The sequence below is a fragment of the Bacillus sp. 16GRE42 genome, assembly GCF_019837435.1.
GTDB classification, from domain to species: Bacteria; Bacillota; Bacilli; order Bacillales; family Bacillaceae_G; genus Bacillus_A; species Bacillus_A wiedmannii.
Map to the genome: position 1 here is coordinate 1 of NZ_JADAXF010000007.1, position 22,847 is coordinate 22,847.

At 36.1% G+C, this 22,847-nt stretch carries 24 protein-coding genes; 10 read left to right on the top strand and 14 right to left on the bottom strand.

Annotated elements, in window-relative coordinates:
* The first annotated feature begins 285 nt into the window (after positions 1-285).
* On the top strand, positions 286-642 hold the full coding sequence (locus ILS93_RS25250) for a YgzB family protein (RefSeq protein WP_000025063.1): 357 nt from the start codon (positions 286-288) through the stop codon (positions 640-642).
* A 197-nt stretch (positions 643-839) separates the two neighbouring features.
* On the opposite strand, the gene perR is transcribed toward ILS93_RS25250, so the two are convergent.
* From perR to ILS93_RS25280, 6 genes are all read right to left on the bottom strand, one after another.
* The gene (gene perR / locus ILS93_RS25255; protein ID WP_000237831.1) at positions 840-1,268 is read right to left on the bottom strand and encodes a peroxide-responsive transcriptional repressor PerR; all 429 of its coding nucleotides are present in this window, start codon (positions 1,266-1,268) and stop codon (positions 840-842) included.
* A gap of 298 nt (positions 1,269-1,566) precedes the next feature.
* The gene (gene bcp, locus ILS93_RS25260; RefSeq protein WP_060486952.1) at positions 1,567-2,022 is read right to left on the bottom strand and encodes a thioredoxin-dependent thiol peroxidase; all 456 of its coding nucleotides are present in this window, start codon (positions 2,020-2,022) and stop codon (positions 1,567-1,569) included.
* Positions 2,023-2,066: 44 nt separating this feature from the next.
* Positions 2,067-2,471, bottom strand: coding sequence for a potassium channel family protein (locus ILS93_RS25265; protein WP_000964347.1), 405 nt, complete (start codon positions 2,469-2,471; stop codon positions 2,067-2,069).
* Between the two features lie 72 nt (positions 2,472-2,543).
* Complete coding sequence (locus ILS93_RS25270; RefSeq protein ID WP_000639385.1) at positions 2,544-3,329, bottom strand: ABC transporter permease; 786 nt, start codon at positions 3,327-3,329, stop codon at positions 2,544-2,546.
* Positions 3,330-3,333: 4 nt separating this feature from the next.
* Entirely contained in the window at positions 3,334-4,125 is a 792-nt protein-coding gene (locus ILS93_RS25275) for an ABC transporter permease (protein ID WP_000521517.1), read from the bottom strand.
* On the bottom strand, positions 4,118-5,131 hold the full coding sequence (locus tag ILS93_RS25280) for an ABC transporter ATP-binding protein (RefSeq protein WP_000843649.1): 1,014 nt from the start codon (positions 5,129-5,131) through the stop codon (positions 4,118-4,120). The genes ILS93_RS25275 and ILS93_RS25280 overlap by 8 nt, the downstream gene beginning before the upstream one ends.
* A 127-nt stretch (positions 5,132-5,258) precedes the next feature.
* Between ILS93_RS25280 and hemL the strand changes: the two genes are divergently transcribed.
* The 3 genes from hemL (at position 5,259) to ILS93_RS25295 (ending at position 12,541) form a co-directional block, all read left to right on the top strand.
* Positions 5,259-6,557, top strand: coding sequence for a glutamate-1-semialdehyde-2,1-aminomutase (gene hemL, locus ILS93_RS25285; protein ID WP_064477272.1), 1,299 nt, complete (start codon positions 5,259-5,261; stop codon positions 6,555-6,557).
* A gap of 199 nt (positions 6,558-6,756) precedes the next feature.
* Positions 6,757-11,193 (top strand): glutamate synthase-related protein, encoded by a 4,437-nt coding sequence (locus ILS93_RS25290; protein ID WP_098102479.1) that lies wholly within the window; start codon positions 6,757-6,759, stop codon positions 11,191-11,193.
* Positions 11,194-11,452: 259 nt separating this feature from the next.
* Complete coding sequence (locus tag ILS93_RS25295) at positions 11,453-12,541, top strand: aromatic acid exporter family protein (RefSeq protein WP_064477270.1); 1,089 nt, start codon at positions 11,453-11,455, stop codon at positions 12,539-12,541.
* Positions 12,542-12,556: 15 nt separating this feature from the next.
* On the opposite strand, the gene ILS93_RS25300 is transcribed toward ILS93_RS25295, so the two are convergent.
* The 4 genes from ILS93_RS25300 to ILS93_RS25315 form a co-directional block, all read right to left on the bottom strand.
* Complete coding sequence (locus tag ILS93_RS25300; RefSeq protein WP_098102478.1) at positions 12,557-14,317, bottom strand: ABC transporter ATP-binding protein; 1,761 nt, start codon at positions 14,315-14,317, stop codon at positions 12,557-12,559.
* A gap of 54 nt (positions 14,318-14,371) precedes the next feature.
* Positions 14,372-14,902: a nucleoside tri-diphosphate phosphatase gene (ntdP, locus tag ILS93_RS25305; RefSeq protein WP_000506626.1), complete on the bottom strand. Its 531-nt coding sequence runs from the start codon at positions 14,900-14,902 to the stop codon at positions 14,372-14,374.
* Positions 14,903-15,152: 250 nt separating this feature from the next.
* A complete protein-coding gene (locus tag ILS93_RS25310) occupies positions 15,153-15,413 on the bottom strand; it encodes a YgaB family protein (RefSeq protein ID WP_000997573.1) in 261 nt (86 codons plus the stop codon).
* Positions 15,414-15,601: 188 nt separating this feature from the next.
* Complete coding sequence (locus ILS93_RS25315) at positions 15,602-15,883, bottom strand: gamma-type small acid-soluble spore protein (RefSeq protein WP_000039038.1); 282 nt, start codon at positions 15,881-15,883, stop codon at positions 15,602-15,604.
* Between the two features lie 125 nt (positions 15,884-16,008).
* On the opposite strand from ILS93_RS25315, the gene ILS93_RS25320 reads away from it, so the two are divergent.
* Entirely contained in the window at positions 16,009-16,233 is a 225-nt protein-coding gene (locus tag ILS93_RS25320; RefSeq protein ID WP_000275431.1) for a hypothetical protein, read from the top strand.
* 35 nt (positions 16,234-16,268) lie between these two features.
* Here the strand turns inward: ILS93_RS25320 and mutY are convergent, their stop codons facing one another.
* Positions 16,269-17,366 carry an A/G-specific adenine glycosylase gene (mutY, locus tag ILS93_RS25325; protein ID WP_064477268.1) on the bottom strand — a complete coding sequence of 366 codons (1,098 nt, stop codon included), beginning with the start codon at positions 17,364-17,366 and terminating at the stop codon, positions 16,269-16,271.
* Positions 17,367-17,515: 149 nt separating this feature from the next.
* On the opposite strand from mutY, the gene ILS93_RS25330 reads away from it, so the two are divergent.
* On the top strand, positions 17,516-18,496 hold the full coding sequence (locus tag ILS93_RS25330) for a metal-dependent hydrolase (RefSeq protein ID WP_064477267.1): 981 nt from the start codon (positions 17,516-17,518) through the stop codon (positions 18,494-18,496).
* Positions 18,497-18,520: 24 nt separating this feature from the next.
* Here the strand turns inward: ILS93_RS25330 and ILS93_RS25335 are convergent, their stop codons facing one another.
* On the bottom strand, positions 18,521-18,787 hold the full coding sequence (locus tag ILS93_RS25335) for a YfhJ family protein (protein ID WP_000997857.1): 267 nt from the start codon (positions 18,785-18,787) through the stop codon (positions 18,521-18,523).
* 123 nt (positions 18,788-18,910) lie between these two features.
* Between ILS93_RS25335 and ILS93_RS25340 the strand changes: the two genes are divergently transcribed.
* Entirely contained in the window at positions 18,911-19,069 is a 159-nt protein-coding gene (locus ILS93_RS25340) for a small, acid-soluble spore protein K (RefSeq protein ID WP_000517891.1), read from the top strand.
* Between the two features lie 46 nt (positions 19,070-19,115).
* Positions 19,116-19,268: a YpzG family protein gene (locus ILS93_RS25345; protein WP_000122093.1), complete on the top strand. Its 153-nt coding sequence runs from the start codon at positions 19,116-19,118 to the stop codon at positions 19,266-19,268.
* Between the two features lie 64 nt (positions 19,269-19,332).
* On the opposite strand, the gene ILS93_RS25350 is transcribed toward ILS93_RS25345, so the two are convergent.
* A complete protein-coding gene (locus ILS93_RS25350) occupies positions 19,333-19,650 on the bottom strand; it encodes a YfhH family protein (protein ID WP_001057030.1) in 318 nt (105 codons plus the stop codon).
* 10 nt (positions 19,651-19,660) lie between these two features.
* Complete coding sequence (recX, locus tag ILS93_RS25355; RefSeq protein ID WP_088046950.1) at positions 19,661-20,473, bottom strand: recombination regulator RecX; 813 nt, start codon at positions 20,471-20,473, stop codon at positions 19,661-19,663.
* 81 nt (positions 20,474-20,554) lie between these two features.
* Here recX and ILS93_RS25360 point away from each other — a divergent pair, with 81 nt between their 5' ends.
* Both ILS93_RS25360 and ILS93_RS25365 read left to right on the top strand, forming a co-directional pair.
* Positions 20,555-21,460 (top strand): TIGR01777 family oxidoreductase, encoded by a 906-nt coding sequence (locus ILS93_RS25360; RefSeq protein ID WP_064477265.1) that lies wholly within the window; start codon positions 20,555-20,557, stop codon positions 21,458-21,460.
* Between the two features lie 140 nt (positions 21,461-21,600).
* Entirely contained in the window at positions 21,601-22,731 is a 1,131-nt protein-coding gene (locus ILS93_RS25365) for an amidohydrolase (RefSeq protein ID WP_000698308.1), read from the top strand.
* Positions 22,732-22,847: the final 116 nt, after the last annotated feature.

A 22,847-nucleotide genomic window follows, 5' to 3' on the forward strand; every position in this document is an offset into this window, starting at 1 on the left:
GTTTTTCGATGTCAACTAAGTTTTTCAATTTCTTTTTTGTCGTTTTCTGCGTTTCCGCATCAGCGACGGTTATTAATATATCATGCAGTATATAAAGGGTCAATACTTTTTACAAAAAAATTTCACATCCCGTTAAAACTTTAAAAATATGTTCCAAAAATCATTATAGCCTCCCTTCATTCTTCATTATACTCCATATTTCATATCTTATCGGTTTATCACGTTTACGGACGAGTGAAAATTCTAAATTTTATGTTATATTATTGTTATAGGGGAGTGGTGAGAATGAGCATTAAGTATTCAAACAAAATCAATAAAATCCGGACCTTTGCATTAAGTTTAGTATTTATCGGCCTCTTCATTGCATACTTAGGTGTCTTTTTCCGTGAAAACATTATTATTATGACGACATTTATGATGGTTGGCTTTTTAGCTGTTATCGCTAGTACTGTCGTTTACTTTTGGATTGGCATGTTATCTACTAAAACTGTACAAATTATTTGTCCAAGCTGCGATAAGCCGACCAAAATGCTCGGTCGTGTCGACGCATGTATGCATTGCAACCAACCTTTAACAATGGATCGAAATCTAGAAGGAAAAGAATTTGATGAAAAATATAATAAGAAGAGCTATAAATCATAGGCATATATAGGTACAATGTGCCCTTACAAAACTAAACGTTAAAAGGTGATTTCTTAACAAAGAAATCACCTTTTAACGTTTAGTTTTAATTTTAGGTTCTTCACTGAACGTTTTAAATCCTCCTGAACCTAACGTAATTCCCATATATAATAAAGAAAGAGGGAGACGTTTACGTCTCCCTCTTTCTTTATTATATATTACGCCTTATGACACTCTGGACAAACGCCATAAATTTCTAAGCGATGACTATTAATAACGAAGCCTGTCGTTTTCGCAGCTTCCTCTTCAAGCTGTTCCAAACCTCCATAAGGAAAATCAACAATCTTACCACATTTTTCGCAAATCACATGATAATGTTGACTTGTAACATAATCAAATCTACTTGAAGCGTCTCCATAAGTTAATTCCTTTACAAGTCCAACCTCTTTAAATACACGTAAGTTATTATAGACAGTTGCAACACTCATATTTGGAAACTTACCTTCTAATGCTTTATAAATGTCATCCGCTGTTGGGTGCGTCATAGATTCCACAAGGTACTCTAAAATAGCATGACGCTGTGGAGTAATGCGTACACCCGTATTTTTCAGCATTTCTAGCGCTTCTTTTAATTCTTCTTTGACCACCGTCATGCACCCCGATTCTATACGGATTATTATTTTATAATTCTTATAAAGAGTGTACTCCTTTTCTTATAAATCGTCAATATTTCTACTATAAGTATGTGGTTTATTTTTGTATATAGCCTTATTCTTATATATCCTTCCCCATTTTCTATACATTTACATAGAAAAAAAGTGCGACATAATCGCACTTGGAATACTATCATCTGAGGAGGTATGCCCTACACTTCACTTTATGTAAGACGATAAAATATGTATAGACACTCGCCTTACTTCTATATATTTTATCTCCACAATGAATTTACTTTATATAAGAAAGAACCTCTTCAGTATGTCCCTTCACTTTCACTTTACGCCACTCTTTTACAAGCTCACCGTCTTTATTAATAAGGAATGTAGAACGCTCGATTCCCATATACTCTTTTCCAAAGTTCTTTTTCAATTTCCAAACGTCGTATAATTCCGCTACCTTATGATCTTCATCTACTAAAAGTACAAATGGAAGCTCATGCTTCTCAATGAATTTCAGATGTCTGTTCGCTGAATCAGGACTTACACCAAGAATAACTGTATCTTTCTCTTGAAATAATCCATACGCATCGCGAAAATCACATGCTTCAGTTGTACACCCTGGAGTCATATCTTTCGGATAAAAATATAGCACTACGTTTTTACCACGAAAATCAGCTAAGCGAACTTGTTCCCCGTTACTTCCCTCTAATGTAAATTCTGGAGCCATTTCTCCTACTGTGATCATTGTTATCACTCCTACTCTTTTCTTTTACTATATCAAATGCTATCTTATTTTTCATTGTCTATTACAGACCTCATTACAAAAGCAAACGGTAATGTATATCCAATTAGCGCTTCTGCAATCGCAATCCATCTCCCTATTCCAATCGGAGCTATATCACCGTACCCAACGGACAATAAAGTAACTGCGCTAAAATATAAGCAAATTTCTACAAGTTGAAAAGATTGGGCATGCAAACTTTCTCCATCTTCTTTCAAAACTGCAAAACCCATTTCTTCTAATACAACATAACTTAACCCAAACGCAATCAATACCGTTGTATAAATTAAAAATAAGGAGGCTAAATTATAAAGCGAAAAGAAACGCCTAGAATCTGAATATGAACTCCATAACAATTGGACACTTCTCAAAATAGCAATTGCTGCAATTAATAGAATAAATCCCCATAACATGTCCTCCACCTCATTTTATATGTATGAGACGGCCATTGGATTTATCCCTTAGAAACAAACAAGCTTCTATAATTAATTCCCAGCACCACGGTACCTTTTTACCCCTTGATTCCAAAGAGTAATTGCAATCGTAAAACAGATAACACCAACGAATGGTGTTGCAAATGCATAGCTATTCCACTCTGTTTTTCTTAAAAAGTATGCTGCTGGATACACTCCGACAAACGCAAATGGTAAAACAAACGTTAAAATGAAGCGAATCACACGGTTATAAATGTTAACAGGATAGCGACCATAGTTACCTATGTTATACATTAGCGGCATAATTGAACTTTTCGCATCCGACCAAAAACCAAGGCTCGCAAGCGTAACAAATATCCCTCCGTATACAAGTGCTCCTCCTCCTACCATCAGTAAGAATAAGAAGAAATCGTACCAGTAAAAAGATAATTGCAGCTCCACTGCTGCATATCCCATTACAATTATTCCTGTAATCGCTCCAATTAAAGATTCCAGTTCCATTCTTTCTAATATAATTTGAAATAAACTATGAATCGGTCTCGTTAATATACGATCCATTTCTCCTTTAATAATGTAACGATCATTAAAGTCCCATATGTTAAAGAAAGCTGAGAAAATGGCAAACGGCACTAAAAAGAAACCATAAATAAAGATTACTTCTTCTCTACTCCAGCCCTTTAATGCTTGTGTATGCCCAAACACAACGAGAATAAAGATTAAATTAACAGCCTGTAGTGCTAAATCAGAAAGTAATCCAACGATAAAATCGCCCCGATACTCCAATTTTGTTTTTATATATTGGCTTGCATATTGCAAAAATAGGTTTATATATATCATCTCATCATCCCCCTTGTACAATTAGACGTTTTCTCGCCGTTCTCCACATGAGTACAATTGGAATAATAAGTACAATTGCCCAAATTACTTGGAATAATAATGCCTCATACAATTTACTTCCTTGTATACCTTCTGAAAAAATCATACTCGGAATATAACTAATTGCCTGAAACGGTAAAAACATCATTGCCTTTTGGGCCCATAACGGATAAAAACTAATTGGTAATAATAGACCTGAAAATAAATCAATAACGACACGTTTCGCATACATAATTCCACTATTATTAAATAGGAAGAACGTGAGCATTCCCGTCATTAAATTAATTTGTGTATTAATAATAAAACTAAATATTAAAGATAAGAAGAAATATAACCACGTTTGAAAATTCGTTGTAATTTGCAATGAAAATAATAAGGTAACGATAACCATACCTGGAATTGAAAAGAAAGCAAAACGAAATATTCCTTCACCAAGACCTTGCATCACTTTCATGCCTAAATAGTTATATGGACGAATGAGTTCTACTGCTACACGTCCTTCTTGAATCTCCATCGCAATTTCCCTGTCTATATTATTAAAATAAAAAGCACGTGCCATCCACGCAATTGCGATATAAGTAGTCATTTGCGAAATAGATAAACTTTCAATATTCTCTTTTCCACTATAAATTGCTTGCCATAAAAAATAATACGCACCGATATTAATTGTATAAATTAAAATCCCACTATAATAGTTTGTACGATACGCAAGCATCATTAAAAAGCGAATCCGAATCATTTCAATGTACTTACCCATGTTTAATACCTTCTTCATAAATGTTACGAATAATTTCCTCTGTAGATACTTCGTTAATTTTTAAATCTTTAATTTGAAAGGCTTGTACTACTTTAGAAATAAGCATTGAAATGATAACTTCTTCATTCGGTATTTTTGCAACCCACGCGTTTTCCTCTTTCGCTTTCGACCAAACGACATGACTATCTGGCATAACCATTGATAAAGCCTGATAGGAAACTGGTGCAATAAATTGAAAATGGATTTCCTTCTCTGCTCCCCACTGTGTACGAAGATTATTTAAAGAACCGTCATACATAATATTTCCTTCATCCAGCATGATAACGCGCTCACATAAAGCTTCAATATCAGTAATATCATGGGTTGTTAATAAGATTGTTGTTTTATAACGTTCATTCATTTCTTTTAAAAATTCACGTATTTTTAATTTCACAAGAACATCCAACCCAATTGTTGGTTCATCTAAAAATAATAACGGTGGATTATGAATTAATGCTGCCGCTAATTCACAACGCATTCTTTGACCTAGAGATAACTTTCGAACTGGCTTATCTAATAAAGGACCAATATCTAACGTTTCAATCACGTGTTCCATATGCTCTTTATACTGAGCGTCTGATACACCGTACACTTTTTTTAATAAACGAAAAGATTCTTGTACAGCAATATCCCACCAAAGTTGTGAGCGTTGACCGAAAACAACACCAATCGTTCTTACGAATTCTTCTCTCTGCTTATGCGGGTTCATCCCATTTACTAAAATTTCTCCTGATGTCGGAGTCAAAATCCCCGTAAGCATTTTAATAGTTGTTGATTTACCAGCACCGTTCTCACCTATATACCCAACCATTTCACCTTGTTTCACAGTAAAAGATACATCATTTACTGCTGGTACTATTTTATAATTACGATTTAATAAATCGCGAAAAGCACCCTTTAATCCCGGACGACTTGAATAGGCTGTAAATTCTTTACGTAACCCTTGTACCTCAATTACCGATTTCATAATCGGACCCCCTTCCTAAATGTCACAACGAATAGTTTACCCAACTGCCTTCTCTATCACAAACAATACGTCTTTTCGAAAAACATGTTAGAATAATACATAGATTTTTGTAAGGAGATGAATTGTAGTGAAATTCACAAAATCAGAAGCATTACATAAAGAAGCTTTAGAACATATCGTTGGCGGCGTTAATAGTCCTTCTCGTTCTTTTAAAGCAGTTGGCGGCGGCGCTCCTGTTGCTATGGAACGTGGAAAAGGTGCTTATTTCTGGGATGTAGACGGAAATAAATATATCGATTATTTAGCAGCATACGGTCCTATTATTACTGGACATGCTCACCCGCACATTACAAAAGCAATTACAACAGCTGCTGAAAATGGTGTACTTTACGGAACACCAACAGCACTAGAAGTAAAATTCGCAAAAATGTTAAAAGAAGCAATGCCTGCATTAGATAAAGTCCGCTTCGTAAACTCTGGTACTGAATCAGTAATGACAACAATTCGCGTCGCTCGTGCTTACACAGGCCGCACAAAAATTATGAAATTTGCTGGTTGTTACCACGGTCATTCTGATTTAGTACTTGTAGCAGCTGGATCTGGCCCTTCTACGCTAGGAACTCCTGACTCAGCCGGTGTACCACAAAGTATCGCTCAAGAAGTTATTACCGTTCCATTTAATAATGTAGAAACTTTAAAAGAAGCTTTAGATAAATGGGGACATGAAGTAGCAGCTATCCTTGTAGAACCGATTGTTGGAAACTTCGGTATTGTAGAGCCAAAACCTGGCTTCCTTGAGAAAGTGAATGAACTTGTTCACGAAGCTGGTGCACTAGTAATTTATGATGAAGTTATTACTGCTTTCCGCTTTATGTACGGTGGTGCTCAAGACTTACTTGGCGTAACACCAGACTTAACAGCGCTTGGTAAAGTTATTGGCGGCGGACTTCCGATCGGTGCTTATGGTGGTAAGAAAGAAATTATGGAACAAGTTGCTCCGCTCGGACCTGCATATCAAGCTGGTACAATGGCAGGAAATCCTGCTTCTATGGCATCCGGTATCGCTTGTCTAGAAGTTCTTCAACAAGAAGGTCTTTATGAGAAATTAGATGAACTTGGTGCGATGCTTGAAAAGGGAATTTTAGAGCAAGCTGCAAAACATAATATCGATATTACATTAAACCGACTAAAAGGTGCTTTAACTGTATACTTCACAACAAATACAATTGAAGATTACGATGCAGCACAAGATACAGACGGTGAAAGGTTCGGTAAATTCTTCAAGCTTATGCTTCAAGAAGGAGTTAACTTAGCACCTTCTAAATACGAAGCATGGTTCTTAACGACAGAACATACAAAAGAAGATATTGAATATACAATTGAAGCTGTAGGCAGAGCATTTGCTGCTTTAGCGGATAATAAATAATCCCGTCATTAAAAGGAAAAAAGAAAGCACATCTTTCTTTTTTCCTTTTTTCTATTTCATAAATCCCTCATTAATAGTATAATTATTCATAATTATCTGTTTTATTTTTATTTTATATCCTTACTATCCTTGTATATAAGGCTGCTCACGCCTTGAATAGTAAGATTATTCAAACTTCAATAAGAGGGGGGATTGACGGATGCTCAATAAAACAAATACATGGACACCGTCTTTATTTCGAGATTATAAAAATGCAGAACATGATGCGTGTGGAATCGTTTCCGTTATGGAGAAACGAAAAATTCCTACAAAAGAAAACATCGACCTTTGCATACAATCACTTGTCAAAATGAATCATCGAGCTGGTTTCATTAATGGTGAAGGAGATGGTATCGGAATTCACATTGATGTCCCAAAAGCACTTTGGAATGAAAAGCTGAAAAATAACGGATACAATCCAACGATTGTGGATCATCCCCACTTTATCGTTGGACATTTTTTTCTAAACAAAAACGCAAATATCGTTAATTTAAAAAATCATATTCGTACGCAATTAAATAACGAAAATTTTACTATTATTTTTGAAAGTGATGATGTAATAAATTCCGATGCACTCGGTCCACTTGGTAAACAGGAAGAACCTTTATTTTGGCAAGTTGCTCTTATCGCAGAAAATAAAGTTGAAAATATTGAGCAAACATTATTTTCAGTAACGATAAAAATAGAGGAAAACGAAGCGATTCATGTTGCTTCATTAAGTCGTGACCATGTTGTATATAAAGTTCTAGGTGCTGGGGATACACTTGTTGCCTATTACAATGATTTACAACATCCACTTATCGCTTCAACTATGACACTAGGACATAACCGCTATTCTACTAATACATTATCTAATTTTTTTCGTGTACAACCATTTAGCATTCTCGGACATAATGGTGAAATTAACACAATTGCAAAATTACGCGATCAAGCTGACATGATTCATGTTCCACTTACTGTTGGGGGAAGTGACTCCCAAGATTTAAACCGCACCCTAGAAACCCTACTTGTTCAATACGACTACAGTTTATTTGAAGCAATGGATATACTATTCCCACCAATTATTAATGAAATTAAACTTTATGAACCGCATTTACAAGATTTATATACGTATATACGTGAAGCATGGGGCCATTTTGCGCAAGGTCCAGCTGGTATTATTTCACGTTATAAAGATGAGGCTGTTTTCAGCGTTGATTCCCTTGGACTACGACCAGTATGGAAAGTAGAGACAGTGAGTTCTTATGTTTTCTCTTCTGAACCTGGAGTTGTATCACCAACCGAATATGTAGAAGAACCGAAACCACTCGCTCCTGGAGAAAAGGTCGGATTAAAATGGAATGAACAAGATGAACTTGTTCTTTATGAATACGACAAATACCAAATTGAAGTATATAATCGTTTCCAAAAACGAATCGATGTTAGCAATTATCATTTAAACTTATCTATCCCTGAAACGAAAGAAATCCAAGGATTATGTGATTCTGTTCAAGTTGAAACGAAACAGTACGTTTCTTTCGGGTGGGATCGAGAACATATTCAGCTTCTTGAACAGATGGCAACAAAAGGCGTCGAGCCAATTCGCTCACTTGGGCATGACTCACCACTTGCAGCACTCGATACTGATAGACGAAATATCGCTGATTTCATTAAGGAAAGTGTAGCCGTTGTTACAAATCCAGCAATCGATCGTGATCGAGAGGTCGAGCACTTCTCCACACGAACAATACTTGGAGAGCGCCCAAGTTTATTAAGCGGAGCTAAACAGCCATTTGTAGTTGAGATGCTTTCCCCCATTATTCTAGAAGGAAGTGTAGCACAATCTATTACAGAGGAATTACACACAATTACGTACGAACAACTTATACAGCTATTCAATACTCATAGCTCTATCGCTACAATCTCTGCTACATTCAGTCCGACAGAAACTTTACAATGCGCCTTAAATCGAATTAGTTCTGAAGCGATAAAGGCCGTGAACGATGGAGCTTCCCTACTATTAATAGACGATGCCAACGCTCATCTAAATGAACAGTTATGGATTGATCCGCATTTAGTTACCGCTAAAGTACATCAAGTATTAAGCGAAAATAAATTACGCCGAAACTGCTCTCTCGTTATACGTTCTGGTGCCCTTCGCTCCTTACATGATATCGTCACACTGTATGGATTAGGAGCAGATGGTATGAATCCATATTTATTATTTGCAACCGTAAATGATGGAACAAAAACGCCAATTACGAATTTGTATACTGCTCTTAATAAAGGACTAGAAAAAGTCATTTCAACAATTGGAATTCATGAATTACGTGGTTACGGTCGCCTCTATTCTTCTATCGGATTACATGAGGAAATCGCAAATATATTACAAATTACGAATTTCTTCGGTTCAAATGATTTAGCTTTTTCGCTTGAATCACTTGCTGAAGATGCACAATTGCGAGCGGATGATTATAACAATCCTAAAGTTAGAATGCGAAAATCTTTTCATATATTCCCGCGAATTTGGAAAGCAATCGGCGATGTCGCAAAAGGAAACTCTTATGATGATTACCGTGACAAGTTAAGTGAATTAGAAGAAAATAATCCAATCGCAATTAGACACCTTGTTCAAACGAAAGAAACAAAACATGTAGTTCCAACTGAAGAAGTGTCCATCAGCATTCAAAATCATGATTTACCATTTATTATTAGTTCCATGTCATTCGGTTCTCAAAATGAAGTTGCCTTCCGTGCATATGCAGAAGCGGCCGATCAGCTAAATATGATTAGTTTAAACGGTGAAGGCGGCGAAATTAAAGATATGATTGGAAAATATCCACATACACGTGGACAACAAGTTGCATCTGGGCGATTTGGCGTAAATGCCGAACTACTAAATTCATCAAACTTAATTGAAATAAAGATCGGGCAAGGCGCAAAGCCTGGTGAAGGTGGACATTTGCCAGGTTCAAAAGTAACAGCAAAAATCGCTGAAGCACGTAATGCTACAATTGGCTCAGATTTAATTTCACCTTCTAACAACCATGATATTTATTCCATTGAAGATTTAGCTCAAATGATTACAGAAATTAAAACGGCTAATCAACTTGCGAAAGTAGCTGTAAAGGTCCCTGTCGTCCCTAACATTGGAACAATTGCTGTCGGTATCGCAAAAGCTGGTGCTGACTTTATTAACATTAGCGGATTTGATGGTGGTACAGGTGCTGCACGTATTCACGCATTGCAACATGTAGGGCTTCCTGTAGAAATTGGTGTGAAAGCCGCTCACAATGCTTTATTAGAAGCAAATATGAGACATAAAGTAGAAATTTGGGCTGACGGTGGTATTCGAAGTGTTAATGATGCCTTGAAAATCATGCTCCTTGGAGCAAACCGTATTGGGTTTGGTACATTATCCATGATTGCAATCGGCTGTACAACTTGCCGCGGATGTCATCTAGATACTTGTCACGTTGGAATTGCAACACAAATTGAGTCTGAAGCTCAGGCGAAAGAACACGGATTACGCCGCTTCGTCCCGCGCGAATTAGAAAGCGCCGTTGCTGGATTATTACATTTATTCACCACTTTTGGCGTAGAACTAAAACGATTAACAGGAAATCTTGGTTATACAAATTTACAAGCAATTGTTGGACATTCCGATTTATTAGAACAAGTTCAAGGCGAAAATTTATTAAACTTATGTAATTTACTACAAACGATAGAACACCCATCTGTTACAAAAACAGAATACGTACCGGAAAAACAATTTGAAACAGTTCATTCCCCTCATTCAAAAGAATTAGTAGGCGTTGGCGTAGAGCAACGCGTTATGGGTGGTCTAGAATCTTGCTATCGCGTTCGTAGTAAATTATATGAAGACACGAAGCTTGAACCACTTACATTAAAGTATACGAATGGCTCTATTCCTGGAAATGGATTAGGTGCTTATAATAGTGAGAACTTATTTATACACGTAAATGGCGGTGCACAAGATGGTATTGGTAAAACCTCCTTTGGTGGTGGTATTTATATAACGAAAGCAAAAGGAAAAGACGGCATATATTATAACGGTTCTGTCGGAAAAGGTTTTGGGTACGGTGCACAAAAAGGATCGCTATACGTTCAAGGTAACGCTGATGCTCGCGCCGGCATTCGCCTCTCTGGAGCAGACATGATAATTGGAGGGCGAATGACAAAGCCACTCCGTGAAAAAGAGCAAGGGAATATAGGTGTATACTCTAATATTAAAGGTTTCGCTTTTGAATATATGACAAATGGGCGAGCGCTTGTTTTAGGGGATCCTGGTCCATGGATTTGTGCTGGTATGACTGGTGGTGTTGTTTATTTACGTCATGATTCAAGCTCGGGTTTAACAGAAAACGCCTTAAAAAGAAGAATCGCAAAAGGGGCAAATGTTACATTACAACCAATTAGTAAAAATGGCGTGCAAGATGTGACTGAGTTATTGCTAGATTATATTCGTGTATTAAATGAACATGAGCAATACGAGGAAGTTGCTTTATTAACACCGTTACTCGATGATATGCAGCAACAGTTTTTTGAAATTATCCCGAAAAAAGAGCAGGCTGATCCATCTATCTCCACAGAGTGATATACCAACTTTTCATTCTCAAGAAAAAATTGACGAAGTACACTTCTCATAGTAATCTATAGTAACAATTTGAAACCTGCTGAAATTCAGCAGGTTTTTTCACTAAAAATTGATGTTTAAAAAGAATTAGGAAAAAGTATAAAATGAATCTTAATTTCTTATTAACGTCACTAAAATATCACTTGCTAACATATTGTAATGAATGTATAGTATCATGTTGTACATTCATTATGACAAGAGAAAGGATCTTATTAAGGGTATGAAACTTGGTGCTCGCATTTTAAAAACGGGTATTGCCATCACATTAGCTTTATTTGCTTGTATTTTACTTCAATTACCGAGTCCAGTATTCGCGGGAATCTCAGCTATATTCGCTGTTCAACCGTCTGTATACCGCTCATATTTAACAGCTCTTGAGCAAATTCAAGCAAACGTCATTGGTGCGGTATTCGCTATCGTATTTGCTACTGCTTTTGGACATAATCCTTTTATTATTGGATTAACATGTATATTAGTAATTGCGCTTACGTTACAATTACGATTAGAAAACACAATATCAATTGCTTTAGTAACAGTTATCGCCATTATGGAGTATCAAGGCGACGATTTCTTTAGTTTTGCCTTACTTCGCTTTGCGACGATTATGATTGGAATTATTGCGGCTTCACTTGTAAATTTAGTGTTTATGCCGCCAAAATACGAAACAAAACTATATCACCGTATCGTTGATAATACAGAAGAAATTGTAAAATGGATTCGAATGAATAGTAGGCAAGCTTCTGATTTTACAACGCTAAAAACTGATATTGATCGTATGAAAGAAAAGATGATCAAACTAAACCATTACTATTTGCTGTATAAAGAAGAAAGAAGCTACACGAAAAAAGTACAGTTCGCAAAAATTCGTAAGCTCGTTTTATTCAGACAAATGTTAGCGACGACAAGCCGTGCTTTAAGTACGTTAAAATCATTACATCGTACTGAAAATGAACTGCGCTATATGCCAGAAGAATTTCAGGAATCTATCCAAAACGAACTTGACTCATTAACCCATTACCATGAACAAGTTTTATTAAAATTTATTGGTAAAGCAAAAAAACAACAATCCGTTGAAATGCTTGATGAAGTTGAAACAGGTAAACAAGAATTAATTGATATCTTTATGGATTATCAAAACAAGGACGATGAGGAAGCTTATAAAACATGGCTACACCTCTTCCCTCTTATTTCTGCCATTATTAACTATAGTGAAGAAGTAGAGCATTTAGATTTACTTGTGGATAGCTTCTACACATACCATAAACCAGAAGCAGAACTCCAAATCGAAGATAAAAAAGAAGACGAATAAAGAAAACAGCTCCTTTTACGCTAAAGGAGCTGTTTCTGTTATATGTTGAAGTTGATATAAATTGTAATAAAACCCTCTTTTTTTCATTAACTCTTCATGAGAACCTGTTTCTTTAATTTCACCATCTTCAATGTAAATAATCGTATCCATATGCGTAATCGTCGCCAATCGATGTGCGATTACGATCGTCGTCCGATCAGCAGCTAACGTCTGAAGCGCCTGCTGAATATACCGTTCATTTTCTAAATCTAAAGCGGAAGTCGCCTCATCTAATATAAGTAACGATGGATTCTTTAGAAACACTCTTGCAATCGCTACACGTTGCCTTTGCCCACCAGATAACTTCACACCGCGTTCCCCAACGACAGTATCATAGCCATCAGGTAACTCTATAATAAAATCATGAATTTGCGCAGCTTTAGCAGCTGCAATCACTTCTTCCTCTGTAGCTTTCGGATTTCCATATAAAATATTTGCCCCGATTGTATCACTAAATAACAAATTATCTTGCAGTACAATTCCAATATGACTACGTAAATTTCTCATATCATACTTTCTAACATCTATCCCATCTACATAAACTGCACCTGAAGAAACATCATAGAAACGTGGGATTAAGCTAGCAAGAGATGACTTCCCTCCCCCACTCGCTCCTACAAGTGCTACCTTCTCTCCTGGCAACATAGTTAACGAAAGGTTATGTAATATCTCTTTTTCATCCGAATTGTAACGAAAAGATACATTATCAAATATCACTTCACCATTTAATTTTGTCGTTTGTACCGCACTTGGCACATTGACAATATCGTATTTTTCATCTAACAATTCAAACACTCGATCCATCGATGCGAAAGACTGTGTTAATGTTGTGGAGGAATTAACAAGGCGGCGAAGCGGACTATACAAACTATCCATATATCCAACAAAGGCAACCATAGTCCCTAATGTTAACTGCCCCTGAATTACTTCATATGCTGCAAAGCCGATCACCAGTAACGGGCCTAAATCGGTTAACGTATTCACTGCTGAAAATGTCCTTGCAGTCCAACTCGTATGCGTTAACGCTTTCGTCAAAAATTCATTATTTCTTTTTTCAAACTGCTTACCCTCATATTCTTCTAATGCAAAGCTACGTGTCACTTGCATCCCTTGAATACGTTCATGTAAATACCCTTGCATCGTTGCTAACGCTTGTGAACGCTCTTTCGTCAATTTTCGAAGACGTCCGAAAAAATATTTCACCGCCACTACATAAATAGGTAAAATTAATAGCGCAACAAATGTCAATTTTATATTCATAGAAAACATAACAATAATAGCAATTGCAATTGTTGCCGTATCTAACCAAACATTCATCAAACCAGTAATTACAAAATCCTTCGTTTGTTCTACATCATGGATTACACGTGAAATAATTTCCCCTGTTTTTGTGTTCGAATAATAGCGTAAACTCAACTTTTGCAAATGACCAAAAATATGTTTTCGCAAATCATATAGTATTGTATTTGCGATACGCTGCGCGAAATATTGACGATAATATTCAATTGGCGGTCTTATTACTGCAAAAATAAAAAAGGCAATCCCAACGGCTGTTACTAATTGGGATGTTTTATCTTGAAGTGACCCTCCACCTTGAATTACATCATCGATAATATATTTTAATAACCACGGCATAATAAGCGGGATGCCGAATTTAACTAGACCAATCATAATCGTAATAGCAATAAGCCATCGATATGGTTTAACAAAGTGCAAATATCTTTTTATACCTTGCACATAATCCCCCCTCTAATAGGACAAACCTGCCGGGAAATCCCCTGCAGGTTTGTTTTAATTTCTGTACATTAAATATCTTTCATACCACATATCTACAAAATCTGGCGCGAATGGCCCTTTTCTTTGATGAATCCATTGTGTTAATTGTGCTACATTTCGTTTTAAAATAGTATCAATAACAGGTGGATACTGCATAATTTGACTATGCTTTTCATACTCATCTTCATCTAAAAGCGTATATGTCATATCTGGATATACTTTAATATCTAAATCATAATCAATGTACTTTAATGCTTCAGAATCATATGCAAAAGGTGAGCCTAAATTACAATAATAATATACTCCCTCTTCCCTTAGCATCCCAATCACATTAAACCAATAGTTTGCATGAAAATAACAAATTGCTGGTTCACGAGTAATCCATGTTCGGCCATCTGATTCTGTCACTACTGTACGATCATTTGCTCCGATAACAAGACTCTGTGTCCCTTTTAAAATTGTTGTCTCTTCCCACATTCTATGAATGGAGCCATTATGTTTATAACTATGTATTTGTACTTTTTCTCCTTCTTTGGGAAATCCCATATATGCTCCCTTCTTTCAACTGCAAATGCCCTTTGAGCTGCATTCACTTTTTTTCTATTATAACTTTTTTGTCGAAATTTTAAAACTAAAGCCACAAGACTCTATTTTTCACACCGAATACTATATCCCTAATCTTCTTAGGAGACGGGGCCTTCGCTGAATGATTTACAAACGAGGAAATGGGAATAGAAAAAGCCCTTCCTTATTTCTATCTAAAGAAGGGCCTTTCACCGGAAGGTAACAATATGCCTTACCCTAAATTCGAAATCATTTTTTCAGTTTCAAAAGATTGAATCACACTATTTGTTTGCTCTTCAAATTTCTCATGTAACAGTTTTAACGCTAATTCTGTTCTATATATTTCTTGGCGGATAAAATGTAATTCCTTTTTATCGCACGTATCCTTTTCGCTGATTTCAATTTGCTGATATTTCTCTAGATGAGCTTGTAACTTTAACAACTCATCCATCGTTTCCAATTGCTCTCCTACCAACTTATCAAAATCGTTCATTACTTACCCCCTTTTAGATTTATTCATCAGTTATTATTCCTAATTACATATTTCTAATCTTTAACTTCCTTCTCCTTTGACTACATTTGTTGACTTATTAGAAGTTATGTCGTCCGCTTTCTTTTCATTACAATGACCCGCACACAAAGAAAACACTTCTCTCGAAATGGAGAAGTGTTTTTCTTTCATTACTCGTTTGAACTAGAAGATTGTGATTGTTTTGCAGCTGATTGTGCATTTTGTTTTTTCACAGCATGCACGTCTGTTTCAGTTGCAAATTCTGTACCATAACTAGCGTTTGCACTTTGTGCACCAGAAGCTTGTGCTTTCTTTGCTTCTGATTGTGCATTCGCTTGTTTTACTGCTTGTACATTTGTTTCAGTCGCAAACTCTGTACCATAACTAGCATTTGTACTTTGAATGCTAGCACCAGAAGTTGCCTTGTTATAACCTTGTTGTTTTTTACTCATCTTTCTCACCTCCACAATCAATAATGTAACCAATTCAACTAGAAGCTATCCGTAATTTTCTTTTGAAAAAATTCCGCATATATCTCTTGTTACTCATTCAAACTATAGAAAATGGAGGTGGAAATATGTATATAGGACGCGATATGACTGAACTAACGATGATTTCAAAAAATGAATGGAAAGAAGATGAATTAGCTTATTTTCATCATTCATTACAACAGATTTTGCCGTATTTAAATGCAGAAGGTCAAAGTATCTATAAAGAAATTGTGATAGAAATCGAATCAAGGGGCGGCTTACAAGAAGGTGATGCTAGTTGGACTCATGGGACAAAAATTTCTTACGATTAAAAAAGTGTTCCCAATCTAGGGAACACTTTTTTTGTTTATTGCATTGTAATTTTCTCAACACAACTCTCATAAATCGTACGATGCGATTTAGAGAAAGGTAACTGTTCAAAAGCTTCTTTCGATACAAATTTCAATGTATCTGTTTCAACAATATCACCGGTTACTTTTCCGTAAAATACAAATATATCCCAAGTACGATGAGTAAATGTATGTTGTACATTCATTGCGTATTCTTCAATAGAAATCGAGAGCTCAAATTTTTCCTTCATATAATCTATAAGCTGCTCTTTCTGATTCCGAATCCCTTCCCCAAGTTCAGCATTTGGAAACTCCCACATGTTAGCTAATAACCCTGTACTTGGACGTTTATTAATGACGTAACGACCATCTTCTGTTTGAAGTACTCCTGCAACAATCGGTACCATTGTAGGAGCTTTCGCTTTACTTTTTACTGGTAGTTCTTTTTGAACACCTTCAGCATATCCCCTGCAATGTTCACGTACAGGACAAAGTAAGCATGCTGGATTTTTGGGAATACAAATTAGTGCACCTAACTCCATCAAACCTTGATTAAAATAAGATGGATTTTCAGCTGAAATAATTTCACGCACAATCTCTTCAAACACTTTTCTAGTCTTTGGTTTTGCAATGTCATCCCATACTGATAAAATGCGAGATAATACACGCATAACATTTCCGTCAACTGCTGGCTCTGGTATACCATATGCGATACTTAAAATAGCACCTTTTGTATATGGGCCAACTCCTTTTAACTTTTCAATTTTCTTTACATCACTCGGTACTATCCCGCCGTATACTTCTTTCACTTCTTTTACAGCCGCATGTAAATTTCGTGCTCTAGAATAATACCCTAAACCTTCCCATGCTTTTAACACTTCTTCATCATCAGCATTTGCCAAAGCCTCTAGAGTAGGAAACTTCCCCATAAAATTCGCGTAATATGGTTTTACAGCTTCTACCCTTGTTTGCTGCAACATAATTTCCGAAACCCAAACGCGGTATGGATCTTTATTTTTACGCCACGGTAAGTCGCGTTGCTCTTTTTCAAACCAACCAATTAAATCATTTTGAAACTGCTCTATGTTAAAATTATTTAATATTTCAAGTGTCAAACTTGATCCCCCTCATTTTTTTGCATATAAGTACTATTATAAAGATTTTAGGAAAAAATTTAAGTAAGATGACATAGGAAATAGAAGGCAAAGGACTTGAGGTATCGAATAAAAAGAGTTACATTAATAAAAAACGGAGGTGAATTTCTATGGACACAGCCACTCACCTTGTTATGGGCGTTACTCTAGGCAGTTTGGCAACGTTAGATCCAGCCATAGCACAAAGTGATATTGGGCCACAAGCAGTTATGTTTGCTACAATTGCCGGTTCCAATATTCCTGACATCGATACAGTTTTAAAATTGCGTAATAACGCTAAATATATAAGAAATCATCGCGGGATTACTCATTCCATTCCTGCAGTGATTCTTTGGTCATTCCTTATAAGTGGCATCTCTTTCGCCTTCTTTTCAGACGCTCCATATTTGCATCTACTACTTTGGTCATTTATTGCCGTCTTTCTTCATGTCTTTGTAGATATTTTCAACGCCTACGGTACACAGGCATTACGGCCCTTCACAAAAAAATGGGTAGCACTCGGCATCATTAATACATTTGATACCGTCATTTTCTTTATCCACCTACTCGCGATTGCTTGTATGCTCGTAGGCTCCCATAAAGGGTATACTGCTTTAGCAGCGTATATATTGATGATTGTTTACTATATCGGACGGATTATGATGCATAGAAACATACGTAGCATCGTATATAAACGTTTCAATCATGTGGAGAAAATAATCATTTCCCCTTCTTACAGATTTTATCATTATCATTTAGCAATCGTTACAACTGATTATTACTACGTTGCTAGATGGCATCGTGGTAACATCATGGTCTATGATAAGTTCGACCGGATACCGTTCCCAGATAATGCTATTATGCGCGCAGCTAAACAAGATGAAAACATCTCAGCATTTCTATCTTTTTCTCCTGTGTATCGCTGGGACATTTTCGATTATGATCATTATTACGAAGTTCGCTTCATTGATTTGCGCTATCGCAGTAAAGATTATTATCCATTCGTTGCAATCGTTCAACTCGACCACAATTTAAATATTATTAGTTCCTATACAGGATGGATTTTTAGTGAAGAAAAACTTCGAAAAAAACTGGAATTACTTCCACATTAAAAAAAGCGACTTAAGTCGCTTTTTTTAATGTTTCAAATGATCTTCTTGATTGATTAAATGGCTATATTTCGGATTATTTGTACGCATTTCATGAAGGCGACCTCCATGATTATTAATCCATGTTCGTACCACTTGTTCAGTCATTTCATCACCTTGATAACGACCTGATTTAGCATAAGTTGTTTGAAAGTCTTCCCACAATAATTCAACCCACGCACGAGCTTGTGCGTAAGAAAGTTTGTCATTTTTGTCTAATAGTTCTTTTGTTAATGTTTCGTGAATATCATTCATATTCCATTCTCCTTTTACCTATTTATTCCCTTAATTTCTAAAGGATAGTTTCTTCTATTTTGCACATTCTATAAGTGATACTTCTTAAAGAGGTATCAACTGATGATGAGGAGGGCGTTCGCAATGGGTAAACAAGCCGAATTTTGGTCTGAGTCAAAAAACAACAGCAAAATCGATGGTCAACCGAAAGCGAAATCACGCTTCGCTTCGAAACGACCTAACGGCACAATTAACACGCACCCACAAGAACGTATGCGTGCTGCAAATCAGCAGGAAGAATAGTACAGGTACAACCTAAAAAATTAACTTCCTACACGAGGTGATAAAGATGAGCTACCGTGATCGCTTAGATAGTCGTTCTGAATTATTTAACCATACGTGGACTCGTCCGAAACATGCAAAAGCGCAAGTTAACGGACAGACGCAACAAACCCAGTCTCTCATTATACTGGCGAATGAATGTAAAAAACGCCAATTTTAGAATCTCCTATCTCCTGTAACGCCTACCAAAAATGAAAACCAGAGAGATATTCGCTCTCTGGTTTTCATTTTTCTTGTAATAAAGAAATCGGTATTCCAATCTCTTCATTATCATTTTGCTTATGTCCCCAAGCAAATACCCCGTTGAAATACGTAATTTCAAATAATATACCAGGTTCTTCTACTAATTCATATGTCTCACCAATATGAAATTTATTGATATCAGTCATATAAGCACGAGCCATTGCCATCTTTCGCATTAATACATCGAACTCATTTACAATACCAAGCTGCTCTGCCTTTATTGCTTGCTCTTTCAAAACCCCAATTTCTTCCCTTAGCTCATGTGGTGTCATTTCACTGTAGCGCTTTGGCATATTCATCTTATTCCCCTCATCCCTCTTCACGTTTCATCTGCAAAAATATATCTATCTCATCAATAGAGAATCCTTTGCGATATAACGCTTGTTTCATCTTATTTTCAAATGTCCATCCATCATACTTCTTATATTTCTCATAATATTTATTCCCATGATAGTGTAACGCTTCTTGTTGCTGTTCGTCATCTTTTTCGTCTTTCAATTCTTCCAAACAAATTTGAATCACATCTCTAGAATATCCTTTACGAACAAGCATTTCGTCTAACTTTAGCTTCATTTGTAAAAAGGAATGCTTTTGATAAGACCTTTTCTTCTTTTCTATAAGAAGTAAAGCATTCTCAATTTGCTTTTCCTTCGGATATTCTTGTAAACTATGTGTAATGATTAGATCCTGAACACCTTTATTTAATAACTCTCTTTTAATAACAGTTGGACCCTTTCGATTCACATTACTTTGCGTTCGCGTATATAAAACAGCGTACTCTTTATCATTAATATATCGATCATGTAATAATTTCGAAACGACTTCAGAGATGACGGCCTGTCCCACTTCTTTTTTTCGTAAATAGTCTTCTACTTCTTTTTTTGTTCTCATTTGATAGGATAGATAGGAAATTGCTTGTAAATATGCTTTTTGTACCTCTTCATTGTATAAAATATTTCCTAACGCTAGTTCATCAATTTCTAACCCTTTTTGTAATCCATGTTTCATTAAGATTACTTGATCCACACTAAATCCGTATTCTTCACCTTGACCTTTATCAATATAAATATTAAACCGTTCTTTCGATCGTTTTTGCACTTCTATTTTTGTAATGACAGCCATACTCTCACCTCTCTATTATTTTAACATAGTCAAGGAACGTTTTTGCTTTTCAAGAATATATATAATGAGGAGGAAATAATTGTGAGAATCGCAATTTCTGGTGGTACCGGCTTTATCGGTAAATACCTTTCTACTTTTTTTATTCAAAAAGGATATAATGTTTACATTCTTACTCGAAACAAAACTACTGAAACTTCCCACCCTAACCTTCAGTATGTACAATGGACACCAGATTTACAAACCTTCCCCCTCTCTTCTATCGATGTAGTTATTAATCTAGCTGGAGAGTCTATTAATAGTAGATGGACAAAGAAACAAAAGGAATCCATTTTAAACAGTAGAATTCAAACAACAAAAGGACTCATTAAACAATTGCAAACACTTGGTACAAAGCCAAATACATTTATTAACGCAAGTGCTATTGGATACTATGGAACGTCTGAAACTGAGTCTTTTACAGAACAGCATGAGATTCCTGGAAATGACTTTTTAGCAAATACAGTATATTCATGGGAACAAGAAGCATCTAAAGCACGTTCTCATGGAATGCGAACAATCTACGCAAGACTTGGAGTTGTATTAGGCGCAGACGGAGGAGCTCTTCCCAAAATGCTACTCCCCTATCAATTCTATATTGGAGGTACAATTGGATCTGGAAACCAATGGTTATCATGGATTCATATAGACGATGTCGTTCGCCTAATTGATTTCATCATACACAAAGAAGAAATTGATGGCCCTTTTAACATCACAGCTCCCCTACCTATAAAAATGAAGGAATTTGGAGAAACCATTGCAACTATAATGAAAAAACCTCATTGGTTACCTGTCCCTTCATTTATGCTTCACACTTTATTGGGTGAGATGAGTATACTTGTACTCGAAGGACAACATGTATTACCTAGTAAAGCAATTGAACATGGGTATCAATACACATTTCCGGCAATAGACCATGCATTACAAAATGTACTTTCGCATACAATGTAGTACTTCTAAAACACAGTTTTACAGGGCCCCCTTTCAAAACTTTCATTTTCTAGAATCCGGAGCATTATTACACAAATAACCTTTCAGTTACTTTCCCTTAAATTCCATTAACATTGTAAAGTAACAGAAATGAGGTACCTATGAAAATATTGCTCAAACAAGCCATTGTCTATCCTATTACATCCCAAAAATTTCAAGGGGATGTACTCGTTATAGGAGAAAGAATTGCCGAGGTCAAGCCTTCCATTCAACCCACTCAAGATATGACAGTTATAGACGCTCGTGCTCTTCATCTTTTACCTGGATTTATTGATGTCCATACTCATCTTGGTCTCTATGATGAAGGTACTGGTTGGGCTGGCAATGATGCAAATGAAACATCTGAAGTTTCAACACCACATATCCGTTCTTTGGACGGAATCCACCCTTTTGATATTGCATTTCAAGATGCTGTACAAAACGGAATCACAACTGTTCACGTTATGCCAGGAAGTCAAAACATTATCGGTGGTACGACTTGTGTAATAAAAACAGCTGGAACTTGTATTGATCATATGATTATTCAAGAACCTGCCGGCTTAAAGATTGCCTTTGGAGAAAATCCTAAAAAGGTCCATAGTAATGGAACAAAAGAATCCATAACACGTATGGGAATTATGGGGTTACTTCGGGAATCATTCTATGAAGCACAGCACTACGGACATGAAGCTGATTTTCGAATGCTTCCTATCTTAAAAGCATTACGCCGCGAAATACCTGTACGTATCCACGCTCACCGAGCAGATGATATTAGTTCTGCTCTACGCTTTGCAACAGAGTTCAATCTCGATTTACGCATTGAACATTGTACAGAAGGACACTTTATTGTTGAAGAGCTTTCGAAACACAATTTGAAGGTTTCAGTTGGCCCCACTCTTACACGCCGTTCTAAAATCGAACTTAAAAACAAAACATGGGATACTTACCATATATTATCGAAAAATGGAGTGGAAGTTTCTATAACAACAGATCACCCTTATACACCAATTCAATATTTAAATGTTTGTGCTGCTGTCGCAGTAAGAGAAGGATTAGACGAAAAAACTGCACTAGAAGGAATCACTATATTTCCAGCACGAAATTTACGTTTAGAGGATAGAATTGGAAGCATTGAGGTTGGAAAAGACGCTGATCTCGTGTTATGGACTCATCATCCTTTCCATTATTTAGCCAAGCCTGTACTAACCATGATTGACGGAAAAATAATTTACAAAAAAAATAAAAAAAACTAGTTTATTTTTTTGACTAGATAAAGTATTATACGATTATAAACTGAATGAAACCATAATCAATTTGTGTCGTGATTATCATTTTCAAATTGATGAATGGGGAAGGCAAATGGTGCGCC

Coding starts and splice junctions, on each gene's coding strand:
- ILS93_RS25365 (WP_000698308.1), top strand. CDS start 21,601: ATGAAAATATTGCTCAAACAAGCCATTGTCTATCCTATTACATCCCAA.
- recX (WP_088046950.1), bottom strand. CDS start 20,473: ATGGCTGTCATTACAAAAATAGAAGTGCAAAAACGATCGAAAGAACGG.
- ILS93_RS25275 (WP_000521517.1), bottom strand. CDS start 4,125: ATGGGTAAGTACATTGAAATGATTCGGATTCGCTTTTTAATGATGCTT.
- ILS93_RS25315 (WP_000039038.1), bottom strand. CDS start 15,883: ATGAGTAAAAAACAACAAGGTTATAACAAGGCAACTTCTGGTGCTAGC.
- ILS93_RS25335 (WP_000997857.1), bottom strand. CDS start 18,787: ATGAATGATATTCACGAAACATTAACAAAAGAACTATTAGACAAAAAT.
- ILS93_RS25340 (WP_000517891.1), top strand. CDS start 18,911: ATGGGTAAACAAGCCGAATTTTGGTCTGAGTCAAAAAACAACAGCAAA.
- ILS93_RS25295 (WP_064477270.1), top strand. CDS start 11,453: ATGAAACTTGGTGCTCGCATTTTAAAAACGGGTATTGCCATCACATTA.
- ILS93_RS25320 (WP_000275431.1), top strand. CDS start 16,009: ATGTATATAGGACGCGATATGACTGAACTAACGATGATTTCAAAAAAT.
- ILS93_RS25350 (WP_001057030.1), bottom strand. CDS start 19,650: ATGAATATGCCAAAGCGCTACAGTGAAATGACACCACATGAGCTAAGG.
- ILS93_RS25265 (WP_000964347.1), bottom strand. CDS start 2,471: ATGTTATGGGGATTTATTCTATTAATTGCAGCAATTGCTATTTTGAGA.
- ILS93_RS25270 (WP_000639385.1), bottom strand. CDS start 3,329: ATGATATATATAAACCTATTTTTGCAATATGCAAGCCAATATATAAAA.
- ILS93_RS25345 (WP_000122093.1), top strand. CDS start 19,116: ATGAGCTACCGTGATCGCTTAGATAGTCGTTCTGAATTATTTAACCAT.
- bcp (WP_060486952.1), bottom strand. CDS start 2,022: ATGATCACAGTAGGAGAAATGGCTCCAGAATTTACATTAGAGGGAAGT.
- ILS93_RS25250 (WP_000025063.1), top strand. CDS start 286: ATGAGCATTAAGTATTCAAACAAAATCAATAAAATCCGGACCTTTGCA.
- ILS93_RS25290 (WP_098102479.1), top strand. CDS start 6,757: ATGCTCAATAAAACAAATACATGGACACCGTCTTTATTTCGAGATTAT.
- ILS93_RS25330 (WP_064477267.1), top strand. CDS start 17,516: ATGGACACAGCCACTCACCTTGTTATGGGCGTTACTCTAGGCAGTTTG.
- ILS93_RS25310 (WP_000997573.1), bottom strand. CDS start 15,413: ATGAACGATTTTGATAAGTTGGTAGGAGAGCAATTGGAAACGATGGAT.
- ILS93_RS25280 (WP_000843649.1), bottom strand. CDS start 5,131: ATGAAATCGGTAATTGAGGTACAAGGGTTACGTAAAGAATTTACAGCC.
- ntdP (WP_000506626.1), bottom strand. CDS start 14,902: ATGGGATTTCCCAAAGAAGGAGAAAAAGTACAAATACATAGTTATAAA.